Origin of the sequence: Neglectibacter caecimuris (assembly GCF_034335015.1) — a bacterium.
Taxonomy (GTDB): domain Bacteria; phylum Bacillota; class Clostridia; order Oscillospirales; family Acutalibacteraceae; genus Acutalibacter; species Acutalibacter caecimuris_A.
Genome location: NZ_JAWXXK010000009.1, coordinates 66,457 through 85,982, shown reverse-complemented (window position 1 = coordinate 85,982; position 19,526 = coordinate 66,457). Strand labels below are relative to the sequence as shown.

General features: G+C 54.2%; 5 protein-coding genes (1 of these 5 running past the window's edge). 2 read left to right on the top strand and 3 right to left on the bottom strand.

Going from position 1 to position 19,526, the window contains the following annotated elements; translation table 11 throughout:
* Nucleotides 1-22 precede the first annotated feature (22 nt).
* A complete protein-coding gene (locus U8T64_RS12235; protein WP_322183863.1) occupies nt 23-3,094 on the bottom strand; it encodes an S-layer homology domain-containing protein in 3,072 nt (1,023 codons plus the stop codon).
* 496 nt (nt 3,095-3,590) lie between these two features.
* Between U8T64_RS12235 and U8T64_RS12230 the strand changes: the two genes are divergently transcribed.
* Entirely contained in the window at nt 3,591-3,899 is a 309-nt protein-coding gene (locus tag U8T64_RS12230) for a hypothetical protein (RefSeq protein WP_322183861.1), read from the top strand.
* Nucleotides 3,900-3,957: 58 nt separating this feature from the next.
* Here U8T64_RS12230 and U8T64_RS12225 read toward each other — a convergent pair whose 3' ends face one another.
* Nucleotides 3,958-9,804 carry a hypothetical protein gene (locus tag U8T64_RS12225; RefSeq protein WP_322183859.1) on the bottom strand — a complete coding sequence of 1,949 codons (5,847 nt, stop codon included), beginning with the start codon at nt 9,802-9,804 and terminating at the stop codon, nt 3,958-3,960.
* Between U8T64_RS12225 and U8T64_RS12220 the strand changes: the two genes are divergently transcribed.
* Nucleotides 9,803-10,171, top strand: coding sequence for a hypothetical protein (locus U8T64_RS12220; protein ID WP_322183857.1), 369 nt, complete (start codon nt 9,803-9,805; stop codon nt 10,169-10,171). The genes U8T64_RS12225 and U8T64_RS12220 overlap by 2 nt on opposite strands.
* Before the next feature lie 4 nt (nt 10,172-10,175).
* Here U8T64_RS12220 and U8T64_RS12215 read toward each other — a convergent pair whose 3' ends face one another.
* A protein-coding gene (locus U8T64_RS12215) for a hypothetical protein (RefSeq protein WP_322183855.1) crosses the window boundary here: on the bottom strand, nt 10,176-19,526 show its 3' portion. 20,082 nt of this gene lie beyond the right edge of the window; the window shows 9,351 of its 29,433 coding nt (coding positions 20,083-29,433); its start codon lies beyond the right edge, outside the window; it ends in the stop codon at nt 10,176-10,178.

Sequence of the window (19,526 nt, the reverse complement as noted above, 5' to 3'; positions counted from 1 at the left end):
TCGCCATTGGGCGATCAAGTTCTTACTTCGCCTCGGGCATGGTGATCTCGGTTCCGTAGTAGGAAGCGGGAACACTCAGGGAGGCAAACATCAGGTCGGCATAAGCCCACTTGGTGTCGTCGGTATTGATATCGGTGAAGGGGTTCGTGATATCGGTGCTGGTCTTGATGGCTTCCTTCTCCGCATCGGTGAGGCCGATGTAGTGGTTGGTCATCGTGGCAGACTCCATACGCTTGATGTTGGAACCAGCGCGGAAGGTGCCATCGGTGTAGCCGGAGATGGTGCCGTTGTTGCACAGGGCAGCAACGTAATCCTTAGCCCAGCTGGAAACCTTATCGAAGTCCTTTACCTTATCGGTGGTGCCGCCTTCCTTTACCTCAACCTTGAAGGTCTTGGCGATCAGGATGGAGGCCTCTTCACGGGTGATCTTATCGTTGGGACGGAACTTGCCGTTGCCGTCGCCCAGAGCGATCCCAGCCTGCTGAGCGCAAGCAATGTAGGAAGTATACCATGCATTGCCAACGTCAGTGAAGTCGGGCTTGCCGTAATCCTTGGTGGAGTCATAGATACCGGCCGCAACAACCAGCATCTTGGCCAACTCTGCACGGGTCACGTTGGCGGCGGGACGAACCTTGCCGTTGCCATCGCCAACCATGTAGCCACGGAACGCGGCATAGAGGGTCTGGCCGTCCTTGGGCTTGAAGGTCTTGATATCAACGATCTTCGCTACGGTGCCGTCTACGGACCAGCCTACGAACTCAGCGCCCTTGACAACATCGGTAACTGTGGGCAGCTCGGCGATCAGGCCATCGGCGCCAACATCGGCGGTATCGAAGGAAGCCTTGCCGTAGCCCTTGGTATCAAAGCTGATGCCGGAGGTAACAGCCTGGCCCTTGGCATTGATGTTAGCGGTAACAGCCAGGGTCTTGCCCGCTACATCTTCAAAGTTCTTGCCCAGAGCGGTAGCGCCATCAGCGGTAGCCATGGTCAGGTTCAGAGAAATGCTCTGGCCAGCCTTGGAGCTGAAGTCCCACTTCTCTTCGCCGCCTGCGGAAACAGGAGTAGCGGTAAACGCGCTGACATTGATCGTGGTCTCGGATCCGCCGTCGGGAGTGAACTTGATTTCGCAAGCTTCCACGTTTTCTCCAACAGTCACGGTTACGATACCGTTCTCATCTACGGTGAAGGTGAGGCCCTTCTGGGTACCGGTATTGGCATCAACAGCAACGCCATCGATCGTTACGGTGGTACCCTCAGCGAAGGTGTAGGTATCGCCTACAACACCCTCGGTGATCTCAGTCAGAGCTTCCGTAGCCGTCGCGTCATGGGCAGTAGCCTCTACAGCCTCACCGCCTGCCGTATAGATGGGCTCGCCCAGAGCCTTCAGAGCGTTGATGATATCTTCCTTCGTGAAGTAATCGCCAACCTTACCCTGAGAAACATCGATACCCTCTACCTTAATGGCACCGTTCAAAATCGCTTCCGCTACGGTGTCTCCGTCAGCAGTGGCAGGAATTTTGCCGGTAGGAATCTCTGTGGTGATCGTTGTGGCAGTGGCCTTGGCGATATCGCCGGTCAGAGCCGCGGGGAACTTATAGGTTGCATCGCCAATCACTTTTTCCATACCCAGAGCGCTGGCGGGAGTAACATTGATGGTTACGCCGTTTGCCGCGTCGGCGGAAGCATACTCGATAGCGGTGATGCCGAAGTCCTCCAGCGTTACACCAGCGGTGCTAACTTCACCCTTGAACTCGGTAGTGCCATCGTAAGTCTTGTTCAGGCTATCGAAGGCCACGGTGGTGATACCCTTACCGATGGTCAGGGCCACAGTGACAGTCACCACATCGGTGGTGGCAGGCAGTGTGAACTCGAAGGTAGCATCGTTGCCGTCAGAGCCATCGTTTGTAACCTGAGCGCTTACACCGTTTACACCAGTGATGGCTACGCTGCTCAGAACACCGCCGTTCAGAGTAGCAGCGGAAACAGTACCTGTTACCTTACCGCCCTGGTTGGAAACGGTAGTACCGGTAACATGGTCACCAGTATAGGTGGCGGAACCGCCGGTGGTGTTCAAGGTGTACTTGGATTCGCTTACTTCGCCCTTGACACCCGTTACAGTAGCGCCAGCGAAGGTGTAAGCATCCTTCTGAGCGCCAGCCAGGGTAGTACCCAGCGCAACGCTTACATTATTGACAGTGCCCTTAGTAGCAGAGCTCTGATAGGTAGCAACGTAGGTTACGGTGACCGTATCGGTACCAACCAGACCGTTGCTGGTCTTGAAGGTATAGGTGCCGTTAGCAGTCAGAGTAGTAGCGCCCTGCTTGATCGCGGGAACGTTAGTAATATCGGCTGCCACAGGAGCGGTCAGAGTCTTCTTCGCTACAGCGGAAGTAGCGGTGCTGACTACACTGCCATACTTGCCGTTTGTGCCCTTATCTGTAACGGTGCAGGTGATGGTCTTGCCAACATCGGCAGCTACAGGAGTATAAGTGTTGGAGTCGGTACCCTTATTGGTGCCGCCTACCTTCCACTGATACTTGGCGCTGACAGCATTGCCGCCGCTATAAGTAGCAGTGATGGTATCGCCGTATACCGGGCTGGTGGTATGGCCGTTGTTCGCCGCCAGAGCAACCGTACCGGTGAGAGCTTCCTTCACAGTGAAGGTCTCAGTGGTGGCAATATCCGAAGTGGGATCGCCAGAGGTAGCGGTATGGCTGGCCGCCTTGGCCTGAATGGTGTAATTCTTGGTGTGATTCAGAGCAGAACCCTTGATGGTCAGCTCAACCACTGTATCGCTCTTGCGGGTAACAGCAGTTACCGCACCGCTTACAGCAGTTCCGCCGTCCTGAACCTCGAAGTTCGCAGCGGTCAGAGAAGTGGCCCACTTGCCGTTCTTCAGCGTTACCGGAATCTTAGCGGTATCCACAGGATCCAGCTTCTGGTTCGCGGTGATGCTGATAGCGGGATCGCTGGATTCCACTTTAACGTAAATGGGAGTGGACTCAATAGCAGTGCTGTTTGTCAAAAGTGTACTAGCACCAGATGCGTCCCCAGCGTTACGAGCAGACTTAAAGTTCATTTTACCTAAACTCATACCCGCATTTGCTACATTTTCAATCTGCGCTGTGCTGTCGTACTTTTCAACCTCAATTTTATGAGTGCCTGCCGTAGCGGCTTTAAACTGCAGATAACAGTCCCACTGGGTATTTTTAGGAAGAAAACCAGTACCATTAGTTGCATTGACCAGAACAGAGCCGGTACCCGGTGAGGTTGTTTGAATATTAGCTGTATTAGCACCTGTGAAAGTATAGGCTGTATTACCAGGGAAATAGTCCACTACTGCGTCTGCAGTTGTATCTGTCCAACCGCATACACTGGGATTGTTCATATAAGAAGTGTGAATTTTCTCATATGTAAATGCCCCGCCGGAATAATCTATACGAATACTGCTGTTATTATACAGACCATATTCATATGTGTCACCGTTCTTCTCCGTTTGCAGATCCAAATCCACTGCTACGAAAAAAGTAGCACCCTTCTGTACTACATATGGATCCGCTTGCGTTCCGCTGCCGGAAAGGGCCTGCGGCATGTTGTTTACCTTTTGGGCATACTCAGGAAGCTTTGTTACGTCTTCATTTTGGTCTGAGCCGGTTATACCTAAAGCCGTCCGCAACAAAGTCTCTCTTTGTGTCGCATTTGTCTTGCCGAGGGCGGTCAAAACTGCATCACTAAACGTAACAGCCTTCAAGGTGACATTTACCTTTGTCGGTGCCGCAGCTGACGCGCTCATAGGAATTGCCGCCAGGATCAGCATAAGTGCCAATACGCAGGCTACCATTCTTTTGAACCTTGTCTTCATAAATGCTTTTCCTCCATATTTTTGTTTTGCCAACTGAACTGTTTCCTTTTTCGTTATATCGCTCTCCTTTCCATTACTTCCAACTCTACTTTTTGTTAGAATCTCATGGGCGGTATCGTGTACAAATCATTCGCCTTGTCTACAATCAGCGCCGCATCACCTGTGTTAGCATTACCATCCATGTCCACGTCCATCAATTGCAGAACCAAGGTCAGAATTTCCACTCCACTTTCATCTACGAACGGAAGCGTCACATTATTTGCCTTATCTACAATCAATGCCGCGTCACCTGTATTGATATTGTCGTCCAGGTCCACGTCGCCGGTCTCGTATCTCAGCTTTACGTCACGATATGCCGTATATAGTTCTCCATCTACCTTGATGGTGTAGATGATCCGATAATACTCCTCTCCGCGTACTGTACTGCTGGTGGCTTTCGTGTTGTCATAGTAATTCGATGCTTCCGCTCCTGTATTGGGCTGGATATGCGCTTTCGCATCTTCCCCTTCGCCCACTGTGTACAGCTGGGCGCGGCTGCTTCCGTATCCATCGTCTCCTATGACAACTTCCTGAACCTTAATCTCAGCGTCCGGATTTGCCGCCAACCAGTCTGCTATTGCAGTTCCGTCTACGGTTGCTATCATTCCGCTGTAATCCGCTTCCTGTGCGTTGCCTTCTGAATCCACAGACGCATCTACATACTTGGCTACATAGTCGGGATTCGTACTGTTGGTTTGATAGTACCCTTCTGTTTTGTAATAGAACACCAACTCGTCTCTGTAAGAGTTCACGGTCCTTGCTTCCGCTCCCTCTCCCAAAGAGGCATTCACAGAATCCAGATACTGCTGTGCAGCTGCCTTTGCGGCGTCATCTGCCGTGCTGTCTGCCTTCAGGCTCTTCCACACATCGCTGTTGCCTTCTGTCAGCTGCAACGGGTTCGCGTTATCAGGATTATCGGGGTCGTAATTAGTATACAGCTTAATCTTGACAAATGCAACCTTTTTTTCGGGATCTGCATTGGTAATATTTTGCTCTGTCAAAGCGGTTTCGTCAAAATCAGCCACCAGAGCAAATCCATTGTTTCCGTCAGGTACATTGGCAAGTGCCTCGCTGTAGTTATCTGCTACGGTTCCGGTCCAATCGCCGGTACCGGTCCAGTTAACACTTTCTGTCTCTGTGCCTTCATTCACAAAGGTAACCTTCTTCAGCGTCCAGTCCACATTTGCGCCAGTGCCGGAGGTCTTCAGAGCAATGGGCAAAGATTCCGTATTGTTGCTGAGGGTTGCTGTAGCGGAAGTATAGCTCTTCACCAGATCCAGCAGACTCTGGTTGTTCAGAATCATACCGGCAGTCACATTCAAAGTCGCAATTCTGGTATCCTTCGCAATCGTCAGCGCGCCGGAGGCCTTTTCATAAGTGGCGTCCTGACGGTCAGACTTGACCTTGTCCGCTTCCTTGAAGTAGATCTCCACTGTACCGTTCACGGTGGGATCCAAGCCCTGGAAGCTTTCAAAGGTGAGGCCTGCCAAGCTGGGATCGTTGCCGATCTTCGCCGCCAGATCATCTCCTGTTACCGTGGCGCTGTCCTTATTGATCACAGCGGGAGTGATCTTGCCTTCCTCGCCTTCCACAGCGGTAAACGGAGTGGGCAGCAGGAAGTAATGATAATTTCCATCAGGGCCGGGATACTTGACGATCACGTCCATTTTGGTGATATCAAAATCATCCTTGTTTGTGGCGCCGGAAATATCAATATTGATGGTGTAGTTTTCGGGATGGTCGGGATCCGTGCTGGGATCGATCTTCACAGCGGCAGGATCGGGCTTCACCGTTTTCGCCACAGTAGTAGCATCATCTGTGAGAGTCAGGGTGACTTCATTGGTGATATCATACCCAGCGGCAGGGGTAACCTCGGGAGAGGTTGTGCCCACGGCGTCGATACGAGAGATGATTTTTGCTGTCTTGTCATCGCTCAGACCCTCAGGAACATTGATTTCATTCTTCGGCGCATCGGGATCATCGCCGGGAGTAGTGACGCTTGCCGCATCATACTGAGCCTTCAACTGATAGTCGGCGGTGGCGTCCGGCGCGGGATCAGAGAAGGTCGCATTGGTCACAGGATCACCTGCGCCAGTGAGCCACTGCTTCACTGTGGGATAGACAGTGACTTGCTCGCTGTTCCGAATTTCATACTTGCCGTTCTCGTCCTGAGTAAGATGCACCGCAACAGCTTTCGCGGTATTGGGCAGTCTGGTCTTGATATTATTCTCAAAATCGACTGCGCCGGTCTCGCTGTATCTCATCTGGAGGGTCTCAGGGGTAATGGAGGGCAACCCTGCACCGGTCCAGAGAATGTAATCCTCCACATTGTAAGCCTTCGCAATGGGATCGGAGGGAGCCATACCGGGCACGCCGGCCGCGGCTTCTCTTCTCACCGTATACCAGAGCTTGCCGCCCATGGAATTCAGCACGGTGGCGGGAGCAATACCGGAATCGAACACTGCGGGGAGAGAAACGGTGGTATCATCAGTTCCCAGCTTGGCAGAAGCAATATGCCCGCTGAGCTTGTCGTTCTCCGCGTCATAAGCGGTATAGATATCCACTACCAGATTGGCATAGCCATCAGCAGCGGGGCCGTTGTGCACCCTGATCTCATCGTTCTGAGGATAGGGATTGTTATTAGCAACGGTATCAGAGCTGTTCGTAATGATATCGCTGGGCTTCGGAGTTTCTTCCTCATCATACTTCTTCGCTACCACTTCCACCTTCTGGGTGATGACGGGAGCTGTCCAGGTTGCGCTGGGCTTGTTGATGGGCAGGGTAGTCTCAGCAGTATCCGCAGTATTCTTATTTGCCGCGGACAGGGCCGTCCAGTCTACCACGCCATCGTTCAGCGTGATGGTAACAGGAGCGGTCTCAAAATCGGTTCCGCCTGCCGTCCAGTTGGCTGCCGCATAGATATTTCCAGTTACAGGTACTACCGCCATAGACCAAGTGGCGGAAGGATCCTGTACCGGAGCGGTATTGCCGCTGTTTTCCTCATCGGACATATAATAGCCATAGGTCAGCTTGGGCCCGGTAACACCGGATACATCAGCGATCTTGTTAATGACATCGTCCGCGGTATAGGTGTCGGTTTCGGGATCGGCTACCAGATCGGACTTGACGATCTGTACTGTTTCAGGAGTAGGCTGATCCACACTGAAAAGCGCGTACTCTTCCTGCTTCGCAACAAGGAACGGAACTTCATTGCCCTCGCTATCTTTCATTGTCTGTTCTTTGCTTTCTCCACCTGTAATTCCGGTAAACAGCCTGAGCCTTGTATTATACTCTCTGGCGGTCTGCGTGAACTGCACAGTGTAGTTGTAGCCGCCCTCGACCGGTTCCACCGTGATGTCTTTCACACCGTCCAAATTGCCAAAGGCCACACCTACGGTTTTGGTTCCGTCTTCGCTTACCAAGGTGAGCTGAACCTTCCCAGCATCCGCTTCAAGGGCTTCCGCCAGCTGACCGGCTTCATCTCCGGTAATCCGTACCGTATCCTTGGTACCCAGGGGCTTATTCTCTGTTACCTCAAATTTAAGGTTTGCTCCGTATAGTCTGATTGACCTTGATACTTTAGCAGTGATCTTTACGGAACGCATTCCCGGATCGGTGTTTGAATACGTTCTCACAGTGCTTCCGGTAAGTGCATTGTATTCAGCAGTTCCTTCCTCGTTCCCGGGAATGGGGAAGGAAACTTCATACCGATCATCCAGAACTTTCTCTCCATTCAAGGTTGCCAGGTCAGAATCAGTTGTTGTATTGTCCTCGGCCACTTTTTTCACAGAAAGCCTAGCGGAGTTCACGGCATCGTAAGTATCCTCTCCCGCGTCATTTGCGCTGCCGACCCATTTCTTCATTTGGGCGGCCGTGAGGGTAAATTCATCAGATTTTACCTCCCCGCCTTTCTCAACAGGGCCTACCACCACGAATTTAACAGGATCTACATAATTCAACAAATCATTCAGCTTTTCCTTGGGCCCGAAGGTTTCCTCTACCTCGGTATCCTGCAGCACAATAGCAGTATCGCCATCGGCCACGCGGATCTGAATCTTATCGCTCTGAGTATAGGTTACACCGTCTACCGGAGTATTCTGATAGCTCAGCCACATAATATCTCCTACAGCAGGAGTATTCTTCAAGGTTTCAGGAGTGATGCCGGTTTTGGTAAGATCGGCAGCGTCAATGGTAAACAGGGCTTCCCATGATATTCCGGTTTTTGTTTCATCGTCCCACAAGAAGATCTGATCACTTTCGATCATGAAATCCTTTGTGTCTCCCAGAACCGTCAGGGAAGTACCTTCATCATTTACTGCAAGATAGTAATCCGCCGGGTTAGGCAGCACATTGACATAGATTACAGAGGCATAGCCGCCTTCGGGAATGGCGCTGGGAGTCTTGTAGTAATCTGTGGGCTGTTTATAAGTAACGCCGTCAATTTCCTTTTCCTTGTAGGGATTCCGAATGGTGAACAGGCCGTGCTTGTTATAAACACCATCGGTATTCATGCCCTTTTGGGTCAATCCGGCAGTACCGTTGTACAAGGAAGCCTGCATCCAGGAGTTCACATAGGTCTGCGCCGTATTCTGAGTACGCACACCGCTTTCCACCGGAGCGTTCACACTGGTGGAAAGTATCACATTCTCCGCGTCTAAGGCATCAAGTACATCCTCCATGGTGTCTCCAAGCTTGATCTTCAGGGGATTATCCTTGGAGCCGGGAACGCCAGCGGGCACCACATCGGTATCCTTACTGTAATAGAAGATGTTTTCTTCCGGGTTGATCGCTACCTTCGGGCTGCTTGCCGCAGAACTGGGATCCTTCGCTTCCTCGCTATCGGCAACCTTTTCCCTACGGGCGATATAAATCTCTTTCTCGTCCTTCAGGAAGCTGTAATCAGCAGATACAGGCTTATTCGCCTCGGTGCTGCCCTTCAGGTCATCCACCAGCTTCAGGGCCAGGCCTTCCGTGGTGTTTACCGCATCGCCGTCATTCAGAGAAGGAGCGGCAGTTACTGTACCGTCAGCGTTCAACACCACCAAGTTATCGGCCGTGATGGTGGTTTCACCGATCAACTCTCCGTACTCGTTTTCGTTTTCGGTGGTCTTATAGAACATAACAGTATCGCCCACCTTGAACTTCGTCTCGTCAGAGGGGAACTTCAGGTAGTCGGTACGGGCATTTTCATCGGCTGCCGCTGCGGCAGCCATGTAAGGCAGGTTCTTCTTGTTGATGATCGCGCCTTCATAGTTACCATCGGGAGCTTCAGAGGGGTTTGTAACGGTAACATAGATAGGTTCTGAAACAATCACCGATGAGTTTGTCATATTTGTGCTCGCGCCCGGCGCATTTGCCTCGGTATTACGAGAAGACTTATAGTTCATTTTACCCAAGCTCATGGAGCTGTTAGCCACATTCTCAATTTGAGTTGTACTATCGTACTTTTCAACTTCAATTTTATGTGTACCAACCTTTGCCGCCTTCAGCTGCAAATAGCAGTCCCATGTAGCATTCTTGGGAAGATAGCCAGTACCATTCGTAGCATTAACCAGAATAGAACCTGTACCCGGTGAGGTTGTTTGAATATTAGCTGTATTAGTAGCTGTAAAAGTATAGGGTGTAGTACCAGGGTAATAGTCCCACAGAATATCCGTATCAGCGCCCAAATAGCCTGCAATACCGGGGTTGTTGATATAAGAATTGTGAACTTTCTCATACGTAAACGCACCGCCGGAATAATCCACACGAATACTACTGTTACTACCCAGACCATATTCGTATTTTCCATCAGTACCCTTATCCGTTTGCAGATCCAAATCCACTGCTACAAAAAAGGTGTTCCCTTTTTCTACCACGTAAGGATCCTCTTCCGTTCCACTGCCGGAAAGGGTTTGCGGCATGTTGTTTACCTTTTGGGCATACTCAGGAAGCTTTGACGCATCCTCATTTGTCTCTGCGCCAACCATATCCAAAGCCTGCCGTAACAGATTCTCTCTTTGTGACGCATTTGTCTTGCTGAGGGCGTTCAAAACTGCATCACTAAACGTAACCGCCTTCAAGGTGATATTTACCTTTGTCGGCGCCGCAGCTGACGCGCTCATCGGAATTGCCGCCACGATCAGCATAAGTGCCAATACGCAGGCTACCATTCTTTTGAACCTTGTCTTCATAAATGCTTTTCCTCCATTTTTATATCTTTTTGACCTAAAGCCTTACTCTCTCTTCCTTATCACATCCCTTTGTTTTTCTTTGTTTGGGAAAATTTAACATGTTAGAATCTCATGGGCGGTATCGTGTACACATCATTTGCCTTGTCTACGATCAACGCCGCATCACCTGTGTTGGCATTACCATCCATGTCCACGTCCATCAACTGTAGAACCAAGGCTAAAATTTCTGCTCCGTTCTCATCCACAAACGGAAGCGTCACATCATTTGCCTTGTCTACAATCAATGCCGCGTCACCTGTATTGATATTGTCGTCCAGGTCTACGTCGCCGGTCTCGTATCTCAGCTTTACGTCACGATATGCCGTATATAGTTCTCCATCTACCTTGATGGTGTAGATGATCCGATAATACTCTTCCCCGCGCACTGTACTGCTGGTAGTCTTCGTGCTGTCATAGTAATTCGATGCTTCCGCTCCCGTGTTGGGCTGGATATGCGCTTTCGCATCTTCCCCTTCGCCCACTGTGTACAGCTGGGCACGGCTGCTTCCGTATCCATCATCTCCTATGACAACTTCCTGAACCTTAATTTCAGCGTCCGGATTTGCCGCCAACCAGTCTGCTATCGCGGTTCCATCTACGGTTGCTATCATTCCACTGTAGTCTGCTTCCTGTGCGTTACCCTCCGAATCTACCGTAGCATCTACATACTTTGCCACATAGTCCGGGTTATTCGGATTAGTCTGATAATACCCCTCGGTCTTATAGTAGAACACCAGCTCATTTCTGAACGACGCGACATCTCTTTGAGCATTCTCTTCCAACCCGGCATTCAGATTATCCAGATACTTCTGTGCCGCTGTCTTTGCGGCGTCATCTGCCGTGCTGTCTGCCTTCAGGCTCTTCCACACGTCGCTGTTGCCTTCTGTCAGCTGCAACGGGTTCTGGTTCTCCGGATTATCCGGATCGTAGCCCACATACAGGTTGATGGGAACCGCGATGTAGGGATAGTTCTCCGCATCTACCGTGTAACCGGGAGAGGCGTAGTCCGGGCAGGCCAGCAGGGCGAGCTTGCCGGAATTCTCACGGTTTGCCAGAGCTTCGGCAATGAGCGCGTCACGACCGGCCTGCTCCAGGGTGGTATCCTGCAGCGCCGCCATGGGCTGCCACTTGCCTTCCGCGCCCTGTTCGCCCAACACCCAGCCAACGAAATCCTGATCGGCGGGGGCTTCCGGCAGAGAGGTCATTCTCTGGAGGGTATCCTCCTCGGGCGTTTCAGACTCGCCCAGATAATAGGCGTAGCCTGCCTCGTCCAGATCGGCCACCAGATCCAGAAGCGTCTGCTCGGTGGAGACCATGCCTGCCGTGAGGTTCAGAGTACGAGGCTCCTCCATACGGGTCACTACTGTGCCGGTGGTGGTCTTATCGCCTTCTCTGATATAGAAGTAGGCAGTATAGGCCTTCCCGGTGGGCTGACTGATCACATCCTGCTTTCCGCTGTTTACCACATCGGGCAGGGTGATCGACATCTTGTGGCTTGTACGCCACTGACCACTATTATAGCTCTCAATCCAGCGCGAGTCAATAAAAGATTTGTCGATTCTTGTCATTTCCTCGCCAGCGCCGATCACATAATAATCGGAGCCAACTGTGCCCAATGTCAGCGTGTTTCCGGTGGAGCTTACCACCGTGATGAGGCTGGGGAAATATCCCTGTACATCGGCTAAGGTCGCGCCGGGCGCTACCGTGATGGGGTTCGTGGGAGAGGAGCCCTCGCCCTCGGTGATTTGCAGATAATCCGCGACATAAGTCTGAGTTTCCGCATTGAAGGGAGCGTCCATGGTAACGGGATAGGGCTCGCTTTCCATACCGTCGCCCTGGCGGGTGATATAGGCCACGCCGCCTTCCACCGGCAGGTAGCTTTGCAGCAGTTCCTTCAGCTGAGCGGTGGGGTTTGCGGGCACCGTATAGGTGAACTCGCCGACCTTCTTAAAGCTGTTCTCCGAATCGCCTCTGGCATACACGCGGATCACATCGCCATCGTCCAAAGCATTTTCCACCTCAGGGTGGGCCTGGCTGTAGGTGATAGAATCCTTCTCCGTACCGTTGGCATTGAACACCGTGAAGGTGAGCCCGGCCTCCGGAGAAATGCTTTCGGAGGGATACCCGATGGAGCCGTTTGCGGTATAAACCGTGCCGTCCACCGTAATGGAGGCCTGTACCACAGCGGACTTCGCGGTACCCATGCCCACCGTGACGGACCGGTGATCCGTACTTGCGGCAAGCGTTACGCTGCTGAGGGTCTCGCCGGGCCTGGAGCTGATCTTTGTCCAGGTATCCTCCCCGCCGGTAAAGACGGGAGCGGCAGTCTCATCGCCATACTGATCCAGGAACTTCATCTTGAGCTCGCCCGAGGTATCGGAGGCCTTCAACACCACGTCATCCACCTTCAGGAAGGTAAAGGTCAGGTCATCGCCGGTGATCTCCCGCTTCACTTCCAGCGTGTAACTGCCGGAAACATTATTGGGAGCGGTGGCAAGGATCAGATACCTGCCGGAAACGGCTTCACTGGTCAGCGTGAGCACACCGTTCTGGTCGATGGAAACTCCCTTCGGCCTGCTCTGAACGCTCCACACAATGGCGCTGCCGTCCATGGGCTGGTCGTACTGGTCATAGGGTGTTGCCTGGAACTTCGCGGTGGTCTTACCGGGAGTATCGGCGTCTTCCATGACGGGCACCGCCATGGTGCGATCTTCGTTTACGCCCTCCAGAGCGTCCACGCGGATCCATGTTATTTCGGAAGGTGTTCCAACCTCTTCCACATTGATAACAGTCTCACCGTCATAGAAGGTACCGTTCTTCTCGGCAGAGCCGGTAACCTTTACGGAAGTTGCTCCGTTCAAGGTCAGCGTATCGGTATCGTTATCTATGGTGGGAGTCGCGTCAGCAGGCGCCAGCGCCTCGGGGGCGTCATAACCTACCGTTTCAGAAGCGTCTCCCATGTAGCTGCCGTAAGAATCCACAAAGGCGGAATGCAGCTCTACGGTCTCTTTATCCTCCTGTACCGCGGAAGGCGTGATCTGCAGCCCCGCGATAGCGGAATATTCCTGACCGGTGATCGAAAGGGTCACGCTGTTCTTCAGTCCGGCGGCGGAAACGGTAAGGTTGGCGCTGCCGGTTTCGGCCGTGTTGTAAACAGTCACGTTGCCGTTTCTGTCTACGTCTACACCGGTCACATACGGGTCGATGGACCAGACCATATTTGTCACATTCACCCTGCCGCCAAACTGATCTTTGACCTCGGCGCTGTACTGGGCCGTGCCGGGAGCCGTAATGGCGTTGCTTCCCTTCACATCCAGACGGGTGATAACGATCTCGGTGGGTACAGGCTCCTCATCGGAAACCTGGATCTCCTTGGTATCGGAGCTTTTGCCGGAGGCAGCCATGACGGTGAATTTCTCCACACCGCCGGCGATGACCGCCACGCCGCTTTCCGCTACGGTAACGCCTTCTGTAGGCGTGGGCAGCGTCCACTTCACCTGGGCGCCGGTGATCTTCTCACCGTACTGATCCAGGACCTCGGCTTCCAGGTGAGGCGCTTTTCTGCTCACTGTCTCTGTCAGGATCTTCACAGACTGTGCCTGGGGTTCCGCATGGCCGGCGTACACCTCTACAGAGCCTTCCACCTTTTCCGTGCCGCGGGTCGCGGCAGCGGAGACCTGATAGGTCTTGGCAGGGCTCTTCGCGGGCACGGTCAGCTTGCCGTTCGCGGCTCCTGTCCAGGTGAGAGTTATATCGGTCCGGTCTGTCATATCCGTACCGAACTCACCTACGAGCTTGTGGTATACCGGTACCTCCAGGTCGGCGTCGGTCAGAACCGTTACGGGGCTCTGGGCCGTAAGCTTTACAGTCTTCAGGCTTTCCTCACTGAGCGTCTTGCCGCTGACGGTGATCTCCGCCTCGTCCTTTACGGAATCTGACAAGGCGGCCCGCACGGTAAAGGGCTGATCGTGGCCGTTCAGGGTCAACTTGCCGCCGGCGGTCAGCACAACATCTGTAAGGCCCTCTGTGACCATGGACCAGATGGGCGCCGTATTCACAGGCTGTGCCATCTCGTTTCCATACTGATCCAGATATTTTACCTTCAGCTGGAAGTTCTCGCTGTCTCTGGGAACAACGGTAGGATCGATCTTGATTCCAACGCAGGCGCTGTCTTCCTTTGCGATGTCTGTCGTGGCATATCCGGAAACTCCGGTGGCGCGGTCTGTAGCGCTGATCCGGATCCCCTTGGCCTCAGGCGCCGTGGAAGCCACCGTCAGCATACCGTTCTGGACAGAGCCGGAAGCGGTCACGCCTGCGGGAGCGTTTTCAACGCCCCATACGATATTGGGATTCGTGGTAATGGGCCTGCTGTACTGATCCAGGATCTCCGCGGTATACGCCACGTTATTGCTGCCGCTCACGGGGATATTCACCGCACCGCTGCCAGTGTTTCTGGTAACGGTAATGCTGGAGACCACAGGCGCTTCCTCAGAGATGGCGAGGGTCTTCGTCACAGACTTTCCGTCCGCCGTGTAGGTCACGGTAAAGCCGGTCAGGGACTCATCGGTGATCTTCAGACGGCCCTTCTCGATTTCAACACCGCTGGCGGGAGCATCGATCTTCCACTCGTCGCCCAGGGGCACATAGCCCGGGATCTCTTCGCCGAACTGGTCAAAGTACTGAGGTGTCAGGGTGGTATCGGAGCCGCGCCTTACGGCGGATTCCTTGATCCCCACAGCGGAGAGCAGAACTCCCTCGCTGTAATCCCGCACCAGGTCAAACTTCGCCGAGCCGCTTACGCCGGAAGCGTAATCGCGTACCCGGAGGGTAACGCCGGAGGCTTCCTTCGCCCCGGCGGGGATCTGTACCGTTCCAGTGCCGTCGGCAGCTTCTACCGTTACGCCGCTGGGTTCGCCGAACAGTCCCCACACTGCCGCCGCGGGCAGGTCGATCTCCTGACCATACTGATCATACGCCTTGGCAAGGAAGGGCGTCAGGCTGACTTGCTCCGCAGCCTTGATCGTTCCGCGGGCCGGGCCTGTCACCTTGATCTCGGCAAGTCTTGCCTCCTCACCTCTGGTGATGGTCACTGTTTTCTTGAATTCCTTCTTGCCGCCGTCCGTACAGGTCACGGTGGCGGGGAAGGTGATGGATTGTACCTCAGAGGGGAATTCGCCCAAAGTTCTGGTGCCTTCGTTGTAGGACAGATTCTCCTTCTGCTCCTCTGTCAGTTCGGGCTCAGTAGTCAGCTTCGTGAGATCTACCGCAATGGTATAATCCGCCGGAAGCTCCATTTCCTCGCCATACTGATCCAACCCAATAGCGCTGAGCGTCACGGAAGTAGCTCCAGGTGCCATCTGGACCGGCCTTACCGCCACATCTGTCAGCTTGCTTTCCTGACGCAGAATTGTGAAGGTGGTCTTGCCGCTTACCTTGGTGCCGTTCTCCAGCGCGGTGATCGTAACCGTTTGAGCCGCCTTGGCGGTCTTGGGTACCGTTACGGTGACCTTCTTCGTTGTGCTGTCCGCTGTGCAGGTCACGTCGCCGGAAGCGCCGTCCAGGCTCCACAGGAAGCTGGGGGCGTCGATATTTTTGCTTTCGGCCTGGAAGGTCAGTGTAACAGGTGTATTTCCTGTAGGCACGGTGACCGGGCCGTCCGCCTCACCCTCCTTCAGCACTCTGGTCACGGTGACAACAGGCGTGCGGTCAGGCAGGGCCGTGCTTCTGTCAAAGGTATCGGAGGCCTCGAAACGGCCATCGCTGGTCACAGCCTTCACATTGACCAGCAGGGCGTCGTGGAAGGTCAGCAGACCGCCGCTGGAAACGGTGGGTTCCACCGCGGTCTCGGAGGCGTCGTCCATCTCTTTTCCGGTGATCTGGAACAGAGGAATAATGCCGTCGGGCTTATCCATCTTCGCGCCATACTGGTCGATATAGTTTACAACCAGCTGGATCACGCCGTCCTCGGTATCTCCTGCTTCCAGGGTAATTCCCTTGAGCTCAGAGGCCGTGCGAACCAGATTTACTTCCGTATCACCGGAGAGCTCGCCGTAAAGGGCGGTGATCTTCACACCGTTTTTGGGAACGGCGTTGTTGGATACTGTGAAAATACCGGTAGAAACATCTTCGGTCGAGGCCGCCATGCCGGTGCCGTTGATGGTAGGCATGGTCCGCCAGGTAATGGCGCCCTCCGCGATAGGAGTTACCACACTCCCGTGATCGTCCAGTACCGTAGCTCCAAAACCGTAACGGTCCTGACCAGAAACGGGAATATAGATGGCTCCGCTGCCCTTCAGACGGGTCACCAGGATCTCCTTCGCCGTCTGGGGATCTACACTGTAGCTGTTATCACGGGCTAGTGTTGCGGTGGCTTCCTTGCCGCCGGCGGTCACCTTGACCTGCATATTGTCCACGTCCGTGGGCAGCCAGAGCACGCCGTTGTGAGCGTCCGCTTCCGTCCGGAATTCGGCTTCACGGGTCTCCGTGGCTCCTTCCGCCGCCGTGCCTCTCTGGGTAACGATGCTCCATACGGCATCCGCCGGAGTGGGCATCAGCTGCCCGTACTGATCCAGGTATTTGACTCCCAGAGTCAGGGAAACATCACCGTCCGCCTTGGTGGGCAAAGCGTTTGAGGTGATCACGATGGAGCTGAGCACCTGGCTTTCCTGACGCAAAGCGGTTTGCTTTTTCCCGGTGATCGGGTCGCTGTCCGGGCCGGTGGCCAGTGTGACCTGAACCACATCCTCCTGCGCGGAGGTACCGGCGGCATAAGTTACCTGTACATCATCACTGCCGTTGAGCACGATGGTACCGGCGTTTGTTTTCCAGCTGTAGGTGCCGGCGGTAAAGGCCATCTTTCCGCCGTACTGATCCCGCAGAATGCTGGTGAAGTTTGCATACACGTCCTGCTTGCTGCTGAGCTGCACCTCGTCCGGACCTGTCACAGACAGGTAAGAGGCCTTGGCGGGCTCATCACCTACCAGAAGCGTCTTCGCGGCGGAATAGGAGCTGCCGTTCAGCAGTGCCGTTACACTTACCTTGATCTTCGCCGCATCGCCGGAAGACAGAGTGCTGTCGTTATTTCCGCTGTTGGCAAAGCTGGGCGTTATCGCGTCTTCCGCTGTGGAGCGCATCTCATAATCTGTCACTTCCCACTGGGAAACCACGGTGCTGCTGCTCAGATCCATTTCCATGCCGAACTGGTCTTTCCACGTGAGCTCCAAGGGAGTGGAGGTCTGGGGCGCGACCATATCGTTTTTGATCTCCACGGTGGTGACTGTGGAAGCGGCCTTCTGCAGCGTCAGAGACGCGGTGCCGAATTTCGCGCTCACAGGCTCCGTGGCCATCACCGTGATCGTTCCGGCGGCGGCGCTGCTTTGCACCGTTACCGTGCTTTGAGTCTTCTGGGTCTTCTGGATCTCCACACCCGCGGGCATATTTTCGATTTGCCAATCGCAGGCGCGATCCAAAATCACGTTGTTATTCTCGTCCAGGATCCTGGCGCCATAGATCAGCGTGGGAGGCGTTTCCTTCAGCGTAGGCACCGCCACAGTGGAGGAACCGTAGATCTGATACACCTCTACCCGGTCTACCTTCTGCTCCAGGTCGTCTACCACGGGGATCTCCTTTTCAGGAGAATCCACGCCGTCCGCCGTTACCATTACCTTGACGGCAGAGGCCGTACCGGGATACAGAATACCATCGGCGGTCAGATAAGCGCCGGATCCCTCGGGCGTTTGCCCGGTCAGCGTCCAGCGGACCTCCGCCGGATCCGCGGCGGCATTGCCGAACTGATCCAGGTACCGGGCAGTCAGCTGCACAGCCTTTCTCGGCACCTTGGTGCTGAGCACTTTCACAGAAGCCAGCCTGGGCTCTTCCTGAACAAAATCCACACTGCCGGAGCCGGGCTTTGTAACGCCCGCGATGCGGACAGAATTGCTGATCCCTACCGCGTTCTTGGCTTGCGCGCCTTCCGCCGCGACGATTTCACCGACAGCGGCGTCGGGCACGGTATAACCGGTGGTGGGCGCCGTGATCTTCCAGGTCACGGTATCGTTCTCCTCCGTGGGAAGCATCACGTTGCCATACTGGTCAGCCGCCACATAACCAAACTTGGCGGTGGTCTCGCCTTCACTGTTCAACGTAACTGTGCCGTCTCCCAGGTGACAGACTGTCACTGTGGTCAGCACATTGTTGTAATTGGGTTCACCGCTGTGGATCACCTGCAGGGTCTTTTTAGCCTGGCAGGCAAGGCCGCAGCTCACTTGTACTTCAATAGAAGCGGGGACGTAGCCGGCAGTCAGATCCAACCGGCCATCGCTGGAAAGCACCGCGTTTTCCGGTGTTCCCACCAAGGACCATACCGCCGTTGCGGGGGCCGCCACAGGTTTTCCATACTGATCCAGATACTTGGCGGTAAGCTGAGTCACATCCTGATCCTTCACTTTTTCGGAAGTGATCTCCACACTGACTACATAGCTCTGGCTGTGAACCAGGTTCAGCACGGCATAGCCGTATTTCCCGGTAGAGATATCCATGGCGATCACGTGGATACCGTCAGTAGGCTTACTATTTGCGCCCACTGTTACAATGCCGGTATTCCTGTCTACGGAAACGCCCTCGGGCGCGCCGGACAGGCTCCAGGTCAGGGTGGGCCTGATCTCCTCGCCAAACTGATCCAGCACGGTGGCCTTGTAGGCCACTGTTACAGAAGCGTTGGGCAGGATCTCCACATTTCCGCTTCCGGAAACCCTTGTTACCTGAATAGTTTCACTGCGTCTGTTCTCTTCCGTTTCATTGGTGATGCGGGCAGCCGCTTCCAGCATTTCTCCGGCCAGTACCGCCTGTACCTTGACATCGGCATATTCGCTGCCGTTCATGGTCAGATCCGCGTCTTCGCCTGCCGGTGTGATGCTGGCGGTACCCTGCTCGTCGACATCACCCAAGGACCAGGTAACGGAGGTCACTTCCGCAGGCTTTGCCATTTCTTTCCCATACTGATCATAATAGACCGCACGCAGCCGGCCCTGACCGTTCTTTACGGCCTTAGGCTCAATACCGATGGTGGTCAGCACCGAAGGCGCTGCCTCGATCTCTATCTTTGCGCTGCCGTTGATATAGGTTTCCGCCTGGGTCAGCGTTACCGTGACCTCAGAGGCAGGCTCCGCGTTGGACTCCACGGACAGGATCGCCGTTCCAGCCTGTGTAGAACTTTCTGTCAATGTAATTCCCTGACCGCCGCCGGAAAGGCTCCAATAGGTATTGCGGTAAGGCGCTGTCATCAACTCGCCGTACTGATCCCGTACAGTGGGCGTAAGGACAGCGGTCTCCGCAGCCTGGCCCTTGGCGGGGATCGTGATCTTATCGGGATCCGCGCTCAGGGAAATCTCCGCGATATGGGGCAGCTCTCCCTT